The organism is Nostoc sp. MS1 (assembly GCF_019976755.1).
Lineage (GTDB): Bacteria > Cyanobacteriota > Cyanobacteriia > Cyanobacteriales > Nostocaceae > Trichormus.
The window spans coordinates 192,696-207,751 of record NZ_AP023441.1; the positions used below are offsets into that span (position 1 = coordinate 192,696).

At 39.6% G+C, this 15,056-nt stretch carries 15 protein-coding genes; 9 read left to right on the forward strand and 6 right to left on the reverse strand.

The window, feature by feature from the left end; genetic code table 11:
• Positions 1 to 16: 16 nt before the first annotated feature.
• Together NSMS1_RS00820 and NSMS1_RS00825 are read right to left on the reverse strand one after the other, a co-directional pair.
• Positions 17 to 676 (reverse strand): DUF1345 domain-containing protein, encoded by a 660-nt coding sequence (locus NSMS1_RS00820; RefSeq protein ID WP_224090074.1) that lies wholly within the window; start codon positions 674 to 676, stop codon positions 17 to 19.
• Between the two features lie 37 nt (positions 677 to 713).
• Positions 714 to 1,487, reverse strand: coding sequence for a DUF1345 domain-containing protein (locus NSMS1_RS00825; protein WP_224090076.1), 774 nt, complete (start codon positions 1,485 to 1,487; stop codon positions 714 to 716).
• Between the two features lie 829 nt (positions 1,488 to 2,316).
• Here NSMS1_RS00825 and NSMS1_RS00830 point away from each other — a divergent pair.
• The 4 genes from NSMS1_RS00830 (at position 2,317) to NSMS1_RS00845 (ending at position 5,321) form a co-directional block, all read left to right on the forward strand.
• The gene (locus NSMS1_RS00830; protein ID WP_224090078.1) at positions 2,317 to 2,628 is read left to right on the forward strand and encodes a DUF5132 domain-containing protein; all 312 of its coding nucleotides are present in this window, start codon (positions 2,317 to 2,319) and stop codon (positions 2,626 to 2,628) included.
• A gap of 993 nt (positions 2,629 to 3,621) precedes the next feature.
• The gene (locus tag NSMS1_RS00835) at positions 3,622 to 3,825 is read left to right on the forward strand and encodes a hypothetical protein (protein ID WP_224090080.1); all 204 of its coding nucleotides are present in this window, start codon (positions 3,622 to 3,624) and stop codon (positions 3,823 to 3,825) included.
• Positions 3,826 to 4,159: 334 nt separating this feature from the next.
• Complete coding sequence (locus tag NSMS1_RS00840) at positions 4,160 to 4,522, forward strand: hypothetical protein (protein ID WP_224090082.1); 363 nt, start codon at positions 4,160 to 4,162, stop codon at positions 4,520 to 4,522.
• Between the two features lie 160 nt (positions 4,523 to 4,682).
• Positions 4,683 to 5,321: a carbonic anhydrase gene (locus NSMS1_RS00845; protein WP_317986563.1), complete on the forward strand. Its 639-nt coding sequence runs from the start codon at positions 4,683 to 4,685 to the stop codon at positions 5,319 to 5,321.
• A 232-nt stretch (positions 5,322 to 5,553) separates the two neighbouring features.
• Here the strand turns inward: NSMS1_RS00845 and NSMS1_RS00850 are convergent, their stop codons facing one another.
• On the reverse strand, positions 5,554 to 6,759 hold the full coding sequence (locus NSMS1_RS00850; RefSeq protein ID WP_224090092.1) for an HMA2 domain-containing protein: 1,206 nt from the start codon (positions 6,757 to 6,759) through the stop codon (positions 5,554 to 5,556).
• Positions 6,760 to 6,913: 154 nt separating this feature from the next.
• Positions 6,914 to 7,111 (reverse strand): hypothetical protein, encoded by a 198-nt coding sequence (locus NSMS1_RS00855; protein ID WP_224090102.1) that lies wholly within the window; start codon positions 7,109 to 7,111, stop codon positions 6,914 to 6,916.
• 125 nt (positions 7,112 to 7,236) lie between these two features.
• On the opposite strand from NSMS1_RS00855, the gene NSMS1_RS00860 reads away from it, so the two are divergent.
• Both NSMS1_RS00860 and NSMS1_RS00865 read left to right on the forward strand, forming a co-directional pair.
• A complete protein-coding gene (locus NSMS1_RS00860; RefSeq protein ID WP_224090104.1) occupies positions 7,237 to 7,383 on the forward strand; it encodes a DUF454 family protein in 147 nt (48 codons plus the stop codon).
• A 101-nt stretch (positions 7,384 to 7,484) separates the two neighbouring features.
• Positions 7,485 to 8,588, forward strand: a complete 1,104-nt coding sequence (locus NSMS1_RS00865; protein WP_224090106.1) for an ArsA family ATPase — start codon at positions 7,485 to 7,487, stop codon at positions 8,586 to 8,588.
• 53 nt (positions 8,589 to 8,641) lie between these two features.
• Here NSMS1_RS00865 and cax read toward each other — a convergent pair whose 3' ends face one another.
• Entirely contained in the window at positions 8,642 to 9,727 is a 1,086-nt protein-coding gene (gene cax, locus NSMS1_RS00870; RefSeq protein WP_224090108.1) for a calcium/proton exchanger, read from the reverse strand.
• Positions 9,728 to 10,273: 546 nt separating this feature from the next.
• Here cax and NSMS1_RS34975 point away from each other — a divergent pair.
• Positions 10,274 to 10,405 (forward strand): hypothetical protein, encoded by a 132-nt coding sequence (locus NSMS1_RS34975; RefSeq protein ID WP_263432550.1) that lies wholly within the window; start codon positions 10,274 to 10,276, stop codon positions 10,403 to 10,405.
• A gap of 47 nt (positions 10,406 to 10,452) precedes the next feature.
• Here the strand turns inward: NSMS1_RS34975 and NSMS1_RS00875 are convergent, their stop codons facing one another.
• Entirely contained in the window at positions 10,453 to 12,330 is a 1,878-nt protein-coding gene (locus NSMS1_RS00875) for an HMA2 domain-containing protein (RefSeq protein WP_224090110.1), read from the reverse strand.
• A gap of 921 nt (positions 12,331 to 13,251) precedes the next feature.
• Here NSMS1_RS00875 and NSMS1_RS00880 point away from each other — a divergent pair.
• The gene (locus NSMS1_RS00880; protein ID WP_224090112.1) at positions 13,252 to 13,830 is read left to right on the forward strand and encodes a DUF4255 domain-containing protein; all 579 of its coding nucleotides are present in this window, start codon (positions 13,252 to 13,254) and stop codon (positions 13,828 to 13,830) included.
• Between the two features lie 13 nt (positions 13,831 to 13,843).
• Positions 13,844 to 15,043, forward strand: a complete 1,200-nt coding sequence (locus NSMS1_RS00885) for a hypothetical protein (RefSeq protein WP_224090114.1) — start codon at positions 13,844 to 13,846, stop codon at positions 15,041 to 15,043.
• Positions 15,044 to 15,056: the final 13 nt, after the last annotated feature.

Below are 15,056 nucleotides of genomic sequence, written 5' to 3' on the forward strand. Positions count from 1 at the left end.
TTGTTGAACAGTAGAGTTACATCAGCCCAGAAATAATGCTGATTGCGAGAGTGAGAATGACGCTGTAGAAAAAGAATGACATGACTGTATGCCCTAAAGCTAATCGTCGCATGGCAGATGAGACAAGTGCTGTGTCCGAAGTTTGGGAGGTCATACCCAGAGTAAATGTGAAATACACAAAGTCTAAATAGTCAGGCGCTTCTCCACTAGAAAAATCTAGTCCTCCTATATATTCTGCCTCTGGAGCAAAGGAAGGCTTACGGTAATAGAATGCTGCATAATGCAGGGCAAAAGTAGTGTGCATCAGCAGCCAAGAACAGATAATTGCCACTATAGACAGCCCAACTTCAGGAGTAAAACTGTCTTTATGTTTTGCTAACACTGCTGCAATAATAAACAAACTAGCAAAAGCTATGAAAACAATCAAAATAAAAATTGCCAGATGGTCAATTTCCTGTCGCTGTGCGCGTTTGCGTGTCTGTTCATGATTCGCGCCAAACATCATTAAACCCACTAGTATGAGAAAACATAAAACTCCCGTATCCCAAGCAGCAAGTAGGCGTAATTCCAAGCTTGCAGGCGATATCAACAGAAAAACGACCCCAGCTAGTACCAAAGATAACAGCAAACGAGATTGGGAATTGTCAATCGGACTAAGTAAAATGCGAAATTCCATAACTTTTTCTACCAATGATCATCATCAATTCACCGCTTTAAATCAGCCCCGATGCCACATTTACGCTCGAAGCTAAAATCACCATGTAGAAGAAAAAAGAAATAATTGCATGTCCTATAGCAAGCCTTCGTATTCCCGATCCTGGCAACGAAACATCTGAGGTTTGAGCTGTCATGCCGATAGTGAAAGAGAAATACATAAAGTCCCAATAGTCAGGTAACTCATCTCCTGGAAAATCTAAGCCGCCAACGTATCCTGTCTCCTCGTTCATGAAATCTGGATTGTAGTAGCAGGTGGCATAGTGGAGAGCAAATATGGTGTGAGTCAGAAACCAGGAACAGATAACAGCTACTAAAGACAGCGCAATTTGCAGTGCTAAGGTAGATTCAGGAATATTTTTGCTGTCGTTAATTGCTTGCATTAGCCCAATTGCAAAGATACTTGTACAGGCAGTAATGACCACTAAAATAAAAACAGCTAAATGTTGAGCTTCTTGGCGTTGAGCGCGATAACGTGTTTTTTGGTGAGTTGCACTGCACATCATCAATATTACTAATGTCAAAAAGCAGAAAACTCCTAAAATCCAAGCTGTGAGTATGCGATTGGCTAAATGTATAGTATTTGGCAATCGTAGAAAAACAGTCATTGCCAACATGATAGTTAACCCCAGGCGGGTTTTTGAATCTAAATGCGAGAGCAAACTATGCCAAAATAAAAGACCACTCATCAATACTCTACTCTTCGACTCCAGAGGAGATTTAATATTTTGATGAGGTTCAGGATCAGATGTGTTGTTTTGTGTAGTTTTCACAGTTTTGACATCTCACGATTTTTCCCAATATGAAATGCAGTTTTAATAGGCATTGATTGATATTTGGCTGGGCGATCGCTAACTAACTAGAAAGCTGCATTATTGACACCAGCCATCGAACAGCCTATTAAATTCAGTAAATTATTGCTTGCCTTTTACAATTACCAGAGCTTAATGATACATTTATGCAGAAACTACTTAATAGCTCTTGGTCTTCACTAATACACAAGAGTACAAAAACTGGTTCCGCTTGAGAAAATTATATGATGTTAGCTTCAAAATAACAAAGATATCTTAATTCATTTTTACTTAACATTATATTAATAGCATCAATCATCAGTCATTATTGATGACATACCAAAAAGCTATTAATTTTAGCTGGTTTGAGCCGTTACATAACCATTAACATTGTGCCATCAATGGTCGAGACATAGCACTTTGAGCGATCATCACAGATGATACGTACCTAAAAATACTACTAATATCGTTAAGTTAAATTAATATTTAATGTCATATGTATACTTATACTGATTAATATTTTGCTACTTAACAATTTTTCATTGAGAGAACATCATAATTACCTGTATACTTTGTCGGTATGGATGTAGAATCAAATTCAAGAAGAGATTCTTACTACCTGCTAATATATTTCGTGTAACTGCCGTCAAAGGTGTGCAGTATTATGTTTCCATTTTCCATCCATAGTTTAATAAGGTAAAGCCAACTCAGACTTATTGATGATGCTTGGAAATCAATACCGTCATCTGTAGCGCACAGTGGCGAATACGAATCATGATTAGCAATCTACCTTTTTTGGAGACTATTTAGAATGTTTGAACTAGAAGCTTTATTGTTAGGGCTAGAGCCAATGACTGCTGCGATAATTGGTGTTGGCGCACTGGCTATTGCACCTATCCTTGGTGCTGTAGATGCTGCAACAGGTCACAATTTATCTGACTCAGCACGATCAACAGCTAAGACTGGATTAATTTGGGCGTTTGAAGCCTTTGACAAAGTACAAGCTAGTGCTGCTGAAACTTCAGAGTCCTTCCAAGATTTGATAGCAGAAGCTAAATCTGATCTCAGGTCTTCTAAGAATGGCAAAACTGAAGTAGTTCCCCGTGAAGTAACGATTGGATAAACTCTAATAGAGTAAACAGTCTGACTTGTTGTGAGTGGAAAAACTAGGGGTGTGAGGAAGTAAGAGTGTAGGGTTATAGGGTCACTCCATTAATCACAGAACTTACGCAATGACAAAAATACATTACCTTTGCGTAAGTCTTAAATAAATTGAGGCGGCTCAAACCTTTTGATTACAAGGGGTTACATAACCTTTCTCCTAAACCTCCTATCTTCATACTCACACCCCTTCTCGGTCATTTGTCAGTCTTTAAGCTGTTAAGCAGTTAAATTGCATATTCTTTGGTTGAGGGACACTCTTGTTAGACATCACCAGTAATGAAGTAAGGGTATAGCTTTCTTCTTTGTTATACTATTTCCATGTGAAAAGGCATAAAAAGAACTCCACCGCCTGCGGCAACTCCGGTAAACGGGGAGGTTGGCAGAGGTCGAAATAATGTACAGACTCACAGAGAATTGGTATTAGGAGTATAACCATTCCTCTCTACAAAGGGTTTTAGTGAACGAATAATTAATTTCTGGAGATGTCTATCCCTCTTGTGTCAGATTGGGAAAACCTAATTGCTAGAAGCCTTTTGGAGCTTTACTCTTCATTTTTTAGCTACAAATTTTAGTTTCTATTAGACAAGAAAAGCTCAAAGCTTGTTGAGATAAAAGTTCCAGTGTTTCGCTACGATGATTATTTTCCAGAAGTGAAAGAACAGGGCTATTCTTTCAATTAACCTTCTGTGTATGTCTGGAGCGTGGGCTAACTATACCGTCATCAAGCAATGTAGATAACTACTAAGTAGAAAGACGAAATTAAACCTAACTTGAGATCGCTGGGTTTTGATGCTTCTCTGCGTTCTCTACCAGACGCTTAGGCGAATATATAGCGTGTTACAGACAAAAGCTAACGCATAGCGTCTGGTATGGAAGTCGAAATGCGTCTTCTAAATAATTGTGTCCACCTACTTATTGATGACAAAAACTACTTCTTCTCAAGGGAGACATCATGATTGATCATCCAGATTTCTTAAATGTGCGTAAATTAGCATTTACTCTTGCCTTCGGCCCATTGGGTTTGCTGCTGCTATTCTTTATTCTTGACGTTACACTGTCTCAAGGTAAATTATTGCAAGTTTCAGAGCGATCGTGCTTGACAAGTGAGATGACAGCAAGTGTCGCAACGCTAAACACAAATAAGTGCGAGAATTGATATACTCTCATCACTAACTAATGGTGTAGTTTTTAGGTTAGGTTGAACTTAGCTCAACCTAACAAACCAATGTTGTGCAAAGCAACACACTTGCTCAATCTACAAATTTTTAACAGTTATCAGTGTCTCCAGTCGAGATTCGTTTCACAGCATACGCAGTTTGCAGCTGATAACTGTTCACTGAATTGATAGTCAAATCTCCAATACTTGATGTACAGGCAGATTATCCATCACCCCGGTTGTAGAGCAGCCGGGGTGAAAAAACTTCTTGGACATAGGACACAAAGAGAATTTTTAATTTTCTTCTACCTCATATAGTGATGGAAGGCTAATCATGGTAAACATATTTCCACGAATTTCATTCTCAAAATTTAAGATTGGTAAATGGGGTTCTGAAATAGAAGACGAGAATTGGATATCTTCACAACCGATCACTACAACGACAGTAGCAGCTATGCAGATTTTAGCAACTGTGCCTAGACTTGCATATTGCCGCCCAAACTTGATTAAACATTCTCAGTCTAAGTTTATCCTCAAAGATGGCACTGTAGTTAAAACCTGGACAAGCCCATTTTTGAGAGACGATTATATATTTTTAGCTGATCCTGATGGAAAAATGATCTTTGGCGGCCGGATTTGGCAATACAAAGAACAACTCAAAGATGCCATAGAACTAATTAGCAGAAAGTTTAGTTAGTAATACCGTTTTTCTATGAAGTTGTACTATATCTAACTCCCGCCTTCGGTGTCTTTCCCTAATCAGGATTATAGGGAGGTAAAATTAAGCGCATCTTTAATTTTTTCATCGTAAATCTGCAAAATTTATTTTTGGGTCAATTATTGGAGTTCTTTGAATTATGAAAAAGTTATTTGCTGGTTTACATAAATTTCAAACCAATTATTTCAAAGAACACCGAGGCTTATTTGAGCATCTTGGGCATGAACAGCACCCCAGAGCGTTATTTATTACCTGCTCTGACTCACGGATTGATCCAAATTTACTAACTCAAACTGAACCTGGAGAACTTTTTATTATTCGTAATGCGGGTAATATCATTCCGCCTTATCGTGCGACTAATGGTGGTGAAGGAGCAGCAGTTGAATATGCAGTTCAGGCTTTAGACATTAAGCAGATTATTGTATGCGGTCATTCTAACTGTGGAGCAATGAAGGGATTATTGCAATTGGGAAAATTAGCTGATGAGATGCCATTAGTTTATGACTGGTTAAAACATGCAGAAGCAACTCGTCGGCTGATTAAAGATAATTATCAGGAGTATGAAGGAGAAGATTTATTGAATGCCACGATTGAAGAGAATGTAATGACTCAATTAGAAAATTTGCGAACTTATCCAATTATTCACTCTAAACTCCATAAAGGGGAAATTAGCCTTCATGGATGGGTTTACAAAATTGATACTGGAGGAGTTTTTGTTTATGGTATGGATCGTTGCAATATCCAGGCAGAGCATGAAGCAGAACCCGTGCAAATTTAGTAACATTATGCAATTCTTAAATAGACCTATCTGAAAAATGGGTGTGGAGCTTAGGGGGCAAATTTTCATACCCTTGTTATGAATCCTATTTAGAATGTCTCTTGCAAAAGTACCTTTTGCAAGAGGTGGGAACAGGAAATTCAATGCTTTTTCCCCTTCCCTTTTCTCAATTTATTGTAGAAGTCATGATTTCTTCATTGGTTGTCAACACTTGCAAGCATTCCCACAGTAACTAATTTTGATTAGATTTTTGTTCACCAGACTCGCTGTTAACTATGACTGCTTCCTCAATTATTGCTGTTACAGCCGAGCCAATTTTTTCGCCCATATCTTTACCAATTATTCCCCCCTCTTCTCCTAAGAAAACCTCACCGACTATTTCTCCCACAGTCTCACCAATTTTTTCTCCCATTGTTTCACTCGCCGAAACTTCCATTTCTGCTTGCGTTTCTGACTCAGGGTGCTTTTGTGCTTCTGGCTGATTGACATGTTCGGCTTGTTTACCTAAATCCTCTCCCAAGATTGAACCAATGACGGAGCCAACTTCTTCGCCAACAACCATTCCTATCGGCCCTGCAATTACACCGCCTACAGTTTCGCCGACAATTCCTCCCACTACTCCACCTAGCACTTCACTTCCAACTTTTTCTACTTCCGTCTGTATCCTCTGTTCCTGAAGATTAGACTGTGTAGTTACAGTTAGCTCAATTGGGCAAAAGATTTTTGAGACACTATCATAAGTCCAAGCAATGCTGTTTGGGTCTTTTTTCTGGCTCCACTGGCTAAAGTCCGGTTTTGACTTATATCGACTTAAGGCTTTAGGATGTACCTCTAAACGCCTTGCTAAAGCTGATGTTTGCAATGGTGTTACGTCAGAATTTACCTGCTGTTTAACAGTGTCTACTAACTTATCCTTAGCTTGGTCGTCTTCAATGGTCAATACTTCCGGTGTGGATAAATCTGCTTGGACTTCATTGCTCGGTGACTCAATTGCTGGAGTCGTTTCGTCTTCCCAAGGGTCTTTATCTGGGTTAACCTGTTCCAAACTATAAGCAAATGGCTCTTGTACAACTCCTGTTGAAACATTAGAAGAGTTATTTTCTACTACTAATGGTTCTGATGCAGGAGGTGTTGACGGTGGCGGTGGAGAAGCTACTTGTGCAATTGGTTCTGATGCAGGAGGTGTTGACGGTGGCGGTGGGGAAGCTACTTGTGCGATCGCTTCTTGAAGATGAGCCTGCATCACACTACATGAAACAAACTTATATTTATAAGTGACAACCATTGACTCAGCTAGAGGGTTAATCCGAACATTGGTAACATAGTTCAAGGACTCAACCCGCTTTTGCAATTTACTACCATACTCTGTTTCCTCAGCTAATAAGGGAATGCGGATGCGAATCCGTCCTTCAACAGCATGAACAATTTGATAATCCATAGCGGATTTGTCTAATATCAACAATTTTAAGCTGTGGTGAAAAGTTGTGTTCCAAGAATGGAACGCAGACCATACATATCCTTTCTGAGGACTGATTTAAAGTAGGGACGCAAGGCTTTACGCCCCTACTTATCTCTAATTCGTTAAACTTACTCTAGATCATAATAAACAAAAATGGAATTACTGGCATACCGATGGCAGTATTGAGCCAATATGTTAGTCCAGTCAGCACAATCGAACCGACAATAGAGATACCCAAAGATAAAACTAAATTGGGTAATAAAATCCTCAGATTATCCAATGCTCCAGACACAAAGGAAGACTGTGGGGCATAGCTTGTAGAATAAGACATAAGCGCCTCAAATGTGATAGTGAATGAAAATTCATGCAGCTTGTTTTATATACTGCTCATAATTGCATGATTACCTGATACGCTAAATTAAACAAGCAATTTTAACAACTTGTAGGATAACTCCTATGCTAAAGCAAATCAGAAACGCCGGGAGAATTGTTGTCGGTTCCATTTGCATTGTTTTGGGTATAATTGGGATAATTCTCCCCTTAGTACCTGGCACTCCTTTTCTTATTGTTGCTGCTTTCTGTTTCAGCACTTTGGAATCATAAAAATCAGTTAACTGTTAATTAACTATTACTGATAACTACCCCACTCTTCTCGCTAAAGAGTAAACTTCAGTCCTTGAAAAAGACATAAGGGCTATGCCTTGATGAGCAGAATTATTACATTTTTAGGCAAGGCGGATACGAGACACACCACATTGGCGATCGCCACTGCTAAATGGTTTGCTCAGTATTCTCAACGGGTGCTACTAGTAACCCACAATCCCAATCCCAGCGCAGAGCTGCTGTTAGAAACTTCCCTACCAGCAACTCCCCAAGAGATTGCGCCTAATCTAAGTGTGGTACAGTTGCAAGCAACAGTACTATTAGAACAGGTTTGGGAAGAAGTCAAAAAATGGTTGCTTCTCTACCTCCCGTCCTCTGTGAAAATGGAGGTATATTCAGGAGAGGTGGTTATCCTACCCGGTTTTGATAGCCTGCTGGCCTTCAACGCTCTGCGAAAGTACTATCAAAGTGAAGACTATGATGTGATCATTTATGATGGGCGGGGAGATTTAGAATCATTGAGAATGCTGGGAATACCCAACATTGCAGATTGGTATTTTCGCCGCTTTCGTGAAGCGTTAGAATCTCTAGATTTGAGTAAAATCGCCGACTCGATAGGGGGGCCTCTCGCCAGCGCTTTGTTGAGTGCAAATATGGACACCCGAAAAGTACAAGATGCTATTGGGCAAATTCAAGATTGGATTGCTAAAAGCGTTGCAGTTGTAGGAGATGCCAAAAGGTTAAGTGCTTATTTAGTAACTACAGATGAACCAGCAGCAATTGCTGAGGCTCGTTGGCTTTGGGGTAGCGCCCAGCAGGTTGATTTGCGAGTAAGTGGGGTTCTAGCTTATCAAAGTTATGCAGCAGCTAACAAAACTGAACTAGAGCAAGCTTTTGCTCCATTGGCAGTAAATCTAATTCCCGCGTTGCAAAAACACAATTGGCAACCCCTACTAGATGCACTACCAGATTTTAAAACTATTCCTCATGTTCCCCAACCTTTAACAGTTGATTTGGCACAACGTCAGGTACGATTATTCTTGCCAGGATTCAGCAAATCGCAAGTCAAGCTTACCCAGTTGGGTACAGAACTCACGGTTGAAGCAGGTGATCAACGGCGAAATATTGTTTTACCAGACGAACTACGAAATCAGCCAGTTACCGGAGGCAAATTTGAAGAACCTTATTTGGTGATTTCATTTTAGGTTGTGATCCGGTATTTGTAGTAGAGACGTTGCATTGCAACGTCTCTATAAGTTTAGGGATGAAAATAGAATGCTGCTCCTAAAACTGCGTAGGTAATCAGCAGTAAGGCTCCCTCTAGCCAGTTAGAGTTTCCATCTGTGCTGATGGAGTTGGTAATTAAAACAGCGATCGCCACTGCCAATACTTCAAACGGGTTAAAATCTAGATTCATCGGTTGTCCCATCAACTGACCCGCTAACACCAAAATTGGCGCAACAAACATAGCAATTTGCAAGCTGGAACCCATCGCCACTGCTACTGCTAAATCCATTTTATTTTTCATGGCAAAGGTAGCAGCCGTAATATACTCTACAGCACCTCCAAAAAGGGGAATCAGAATTACCCCTGTAAATAAGCTAGTAAAGCCTAAAGTCGTAATCGCTTTTTCTAGACTAGCAACTAAGACATCAGAAACAAATACCAACGCAATGGTACAAATTAGCAAGATAGCAACATTCTTCCACAAAGATGTTGCATGTTGATGAGACTTATCTGCCTGTTCTGATTCATCAAGCTCAGTAGCTCTGAGTTCATATATATCCTTGTGAGTTTTCATAGAAAACAGCAGCATCAACAGGTAGAACACTAACAACAAAATCGCCGCAACCGCAGAAAAATTATTGATAGTTGTCGCCTGTAATCCTTTAGATGTAAAGTCGATAGCAGTAGGCGTAAGTAGCACTACCAAAGCCAGATTTAGTGAAGAAGCATTAATTCGGGCGACTTTAGGTTGAAAACTTTGCTCTTTAAAACGTAACCCTCCCAAAAAAATTGCTGCGCCTAAAGCCAGAAGTAGGTTAGCGACGATAGTACCTGTAATACTGGCTTTGACTACCTCCACCAAACCCGCACGAAGGGCAACAATAGAGATAATCATCTCAGTTGCGTTGCCAAAAGTAGCATTGAGCAACCCACCGAGAGATGGCCCCACCACAGTAGCAATTTCTTCCGTAGAATTGGCAATCCACGCTGCTAAGGGGATAATTGCTAAACCAGAAATGACGAAAACAATCACAGGATGTAAATGCAGCCATTCCGCAATAAAGGAAATGGGTACAAACACTAACATATAAAGCAGAATTTTATCTTTTGTTGTCATTTGGCTTAGTCCTTTAGGGAAACTATAAATAATTTTTAGAACATCAAGTTAGTAAGAAGAAGAAGGTAAAACCCTTAATAGTAGAAGGTTAATCTAGTTTTGATTTTATATTTTATGATATCTATCCACTTAGATTAAGAAGTATTTGTATGCTTACTTATTCTCTTACTTTGGGTGGAGAGTATTTACATATTTTAGTAGAAGGCAATCAAAATTTAATTTTTTATTATTTATATGTAATCTTTAGATGAAACGAAAATGAATTACATTATTATAGTTTCTGTTGCTGCTTATTTAGTGATGTCACTTATGGCTTTTCAGCTAATTGAAGCCTGTAATCATGAGACTCAAGAGATTTCCAGACGATATAGATTGAGTGAGAAATACTCTGTTTTTCAGTAAAATCTCACAAACTATTTCTGACAATCAAAAGCAATAGAGATTTACATTACATTGTGTTACAGCAGACCTGATTAACCTTAAAATGGTCTGTAGATAAAAAAAGAAACAATTTATTCAAAGAGAGCCAAGCTAGGGAGTATAAAAATGGATGGCATAGTTGTAGTTGCTTTAGTTGCTTACGTTGTTTTATTTGCTATGGCCTTTTGTGTAGTTCAAGTCTACTTGGAGGAAAGTAGACAAATTGCTAGAAAATATAGAAAAGCCAGTCAGCATTAATCTGCTTTTGTTGTAGATTTTTGTTAAGTCAATCAACCTTGGTTTTATTATTGAGTTAAAGGTTGTTGATGCAATTTTTTACCGTTCAAAATAGGTAACGGTAACTCGGTAGAAGTTGCAGGAATCGCCTTGATATTTGCTTTGTGATTATTTTTCTGTTGTGATGGCCTAATCGAGTCAAAAATGGGACGCGAACCATTTAGAAATTCAGCAATAAATGCCGAGCCATTATTCACAATCACATTCCAAATCGGATTGACACCTAAAACCATACCGCCACCAATTTGCATCATCAGATTAGGCACAACAATAGTTGCCGTATTTTGGTAAACTACCTCCATTGCTCGTTTAGCGATCGCAATAGCATATATCAATCCTTGCAATTGCTGATCAAGCAGCACCACATCTGCTTCGGTACAAACATTTCCCTCAAAGGCCAGTGAGATAGAAATGTCTGCATGACAATCACCATTTATTCCCAGCACTGCTATGCACCCTCTTTGGTTGCGGAGTCCATCAACTAAGTTTGCTTGTTGTTGGGGATGGGATTCTGCAAGAATATGGTTAGGATGAATGCCAAATTTGTTTGCCAGCATGGTAGTATTTGCCAAACTATCGTCACTGATGAGGTAGATAGTAATACCCTGTTCTTGTAGGGTAGCGATCGCCTGAATACAGTCTGATGCAGTTGTATTTAGATACAATAGTGCAGAGTCATGGATGACAAGGGTATTTAACTGACTCAACAACTCCACAACACGACCACTACGGATATAAATGCCATTTTGGACAGCGTGAGTCAAGGCAGAGAGGATGGTGCTTGAGATAGAAATAGGAATACCACTACCAAAGTCAAACTGAAAAGGAGAAATAGCTGCGCCTAAATTACCTGTTGCAGCAAAAATAGTACCGCCTAAAACTAAGGTTGGTAAGATGGCATTTTTCACAAATTCTGCTTGTTGTGCGCCAATGTGTGTATCATGCACAGGAGTAGTTTGCATCAGATGAGCAATCAATCCCAAACGAGTATTTTCTCCCGTCCGTTCCACTAATATAGATAACTCTCCTTCCAACAACCGCGAAGAGGCGTAGATTTCTTGCCCTAGAGAATAATAAATAGGTGTATCTATACCTGTGAGGTAGGAGCAATCCACCAAACCACTGCCAGATAAAATCCTACCATCTATAGGAATTATTTCCCCAGCATGAATCGTGATGCGATCGCCCACTTGTAACTCTATTGCTCTGACTGCTGGCTGTAATTGATCACGCTGTACCCAAATATCTTGATGCAAATAATTTAAAAAGTCTAGAGCTTTTTGTTCTCTGGCCTCTTCAACTGTACCGCGTAAGCTTCTGCGGATTTCTACTAAACTGGTTTTCAAGGACGGGGCAATATATTGACCTTGGACGACTTGTAGAGTCATCCACGCGGAGTCTAATAGATCAATATTAGGCTGACCTTGATTAACAATGCTGTCAGCCGCTCGATTGAACCAAGGCATTGCAGCACCCGCGATCGCCATTATAACCAACAGAGGTGGTAACTCCAACGGAGCTGCAAATATTGCCAAACTCAGACTGAGCAGGGGTAAACCTAAATCTCTCCATTGGTTAACTTCTGGAATCAAGTCAGACTCTTCTATAGCTTCTTCATTAGAAGTTCCTATCAAGTCCGCTTGTTGAATACAACTGGCCTTTTCAATACAGTTTGACAGATAGTTTTGGGCTTCTTCAAGATTAACCGCACTGATTTTGTAGTTAACAATCAGCGAACTAGCTGCGGCATTGATGCGAACCTCAGTGACAAACTGCAATGACTCAACCAAGCGATTGAGGTTTTCAGCAAACTCTAAGTCATCTGCCAGTCTGGGTACACGAATACGGCAGCGTCCCAGTGTGCTATGAACGACTTGATAAAACATATTTCTTGATTGCTGTTGGGAAGATATTTAACTTCCATTGTGATCAATATAATAAGCCACAAGTAGGAAAACATAAACTGAATCTTTGCTATGTCTGATAACTCTTAATATAATGCAACAACAATAATTATTTACGCCGACCTACTTACCCCCCTCGTGAGATGTTAGCGATAGTCCAGTCATTTCTTCAAAAGTCCTTAAAGGAAATTCGTAGAATCGACACTGGAATATTTACTTAAAAAGTTTTTACAAAAAATACTCTACGTACTGAGATTCTAAGTTATCTTTGGTCGATTGTCTTGGATCACTCAGAGCAAAAGGTTTTTCAACTATCTAATCAAACCATTACTTCTAACACAGAACACAACAGCACGATTAATATTGCTACTTATAAGCATTTTTCAATAGCTTTAAAAGCTGCGGTGCTTATTCTGTCTAGCTTATAGCTTTTCTGAGTGCGATTCGACTAAAAACCTTATTTTTTAGGGATAATAGGTTTTGGTTACAAAACCGAGGGGGTAAAAATACAGAGAATAATAAAAATTATTACATTAACTAAGAAAAAAATTAGAGAAAAGATATTGTCTTAATTGGGTAAACTTTATGGTTGTAAATTAAGATTGTGGCTTAAATATTTCTATTTTTAAACGAATAAAGTCGGAAAATTAGCATAAATGTCTATAGATTTATTTTAAGCCTGTATTCTTAGCTAAACCTATTAAATAAATACCCAAATGTCCAAACCACTTCGGAGCTTTGTGAAAAACATTTATGTTGCAAAAATTACTTTGACCTTAACACTTTTGTTACAAAATTAGTTTCAGTATTACGTACTATTATGGCTTGTAAATTTATATATCTATATCGATATAGATAGATGAAACGATATAGGCCTCTGAGTGATTCATTAACTGATTGATTATGATATTTGATGCCATGAGGTTGATACAGGTTGCTTTGCAACGTTACATCCTAGAGGTTGAGCCAGAACTTGGGCCGGGACAGATTGTGCTAATAGATAACATCGGTATGGCGGAAGAACTTGGCGGATCAAACAATCAGTTGAATGGTCATGTAGTGATGAGCTTAGTAAACCTCCAAGAAGAGTCCACCATGAAAAATGGTAGTCACTATCGGATGGATAATGGGCGGACTATTTACCAAAATCCTCCTGTTAACCTCAATCTATTTATTCTTTTTTCCTCACTACACAATCAGTATGAAACAGCCCTGAGACTGCTGTCGCGGGTAGTGGAATTTTTTCAGTCACAACAGGAAATCTCATTTACCTCTACGCCAGGTAATGGGAGTATTTCGCGCCATGTGCGGCTGATACCAGACCTTTACTCTCTGAGTTTTGAACAATTAAACCAGCTTTGGGGTTCTTTGGGCGGAAAACAAGTACCTTTCGTAATGTACCGCGCCCGCCTTATAGCGATAGAGGCACAAAAACGTCAGGGAGAAGGCACAGTCATCAGTGGAGTCTCTATCAATGAGTGAGGCATAATCACTGATGAAGAGTCTATATCAGAAAATCCTCGATTTAGAGATTTGGCATGACTATTATCTAGGTCAGCCTAGTCCGCCAAAACTACCAGCTAATGGTTATGAAATCTCAGAAATGTTGGCTTTAGTGCCAACATCAGAATGTCTGCGGATATTGCGAAATCTCAGGTGGTTATTTCGTCCCCAGCCACAGGGTGCTAATATCTACGCCCAGGTAGAGGAAGCAAAGTCTGGTGGTTGGCAGACTTTATTACCAGTGAATCGACCGGAACGACTGACATTTTGGTTAGTGGTACGCGATCGCTATTTTGCCAATTTTACAAATCTATCCCTGACTACAAACCGCCAGCAGATTTATTATTTCTCCAATCTTTGGGGTAATCAGGGTCATGCTTTATTCTTGACGCGACCTTTACCCAGTTACACACCAAAGAGCGAATACCATCTAGGGCAATTAGTAAATCATGAGGGTAAGACCCTGGAAGCCTTGCGTTATCAGGCTTCAGCTAGCGTGAAACCAAACACGAATGATTGGGATATCTTGCCTCAGAGTCAATATGTTTCTGACGAAGATAAGTTAACTAAACAGGGATTGTCTCGTATCTATACAATCTCCAACGCTAATCCGGGGGAGACTTGGCATTTTACCTTGCAAGATGTAAACGAGCAGATAACTTTTGCCTTAGATGTTAAGATTGCCGATAACCATCAACCAAGCGAGGCGATCGCTTGTCATCTCAATTTTTCTGGGCAAATTCCTGGATTTTACAAGCTACTCCTCAATAATCGCCAAATTGACAAGTTTGTTCTGTGTGACCCGATGACAGCCAGTGGTGCTTTTGCACTGGTAGAAATAGTGCTGAATCAGAGCCTCGTACCTCCAGCTTTTACCCTGTTGGAAAATCAGGATGGCAACACCCTAATTAAACCCAAAACCTACGTCATTCGTTGCAAAAATCGAGCTACTCGCTGGCGCTATCGTTATGAAAAACCGCATGGCTTTAGTGCCGCCAGTTTACCTAACTTTGAATTAATTGATGCCAAAACTTATGTTACCAAACGGCCCATAGGTCTGCGTTTGCGACCAGATACATTACTCACCGATGGTAAAGACCAGCAGTTACCAGCACCAGCGATCGCGCTGATCAAGCCGGAAACTGATGCCAAGGCGCAAGTCACCACCATCTTTTCTGACATTCATCTGTAACAATCACAAAAAC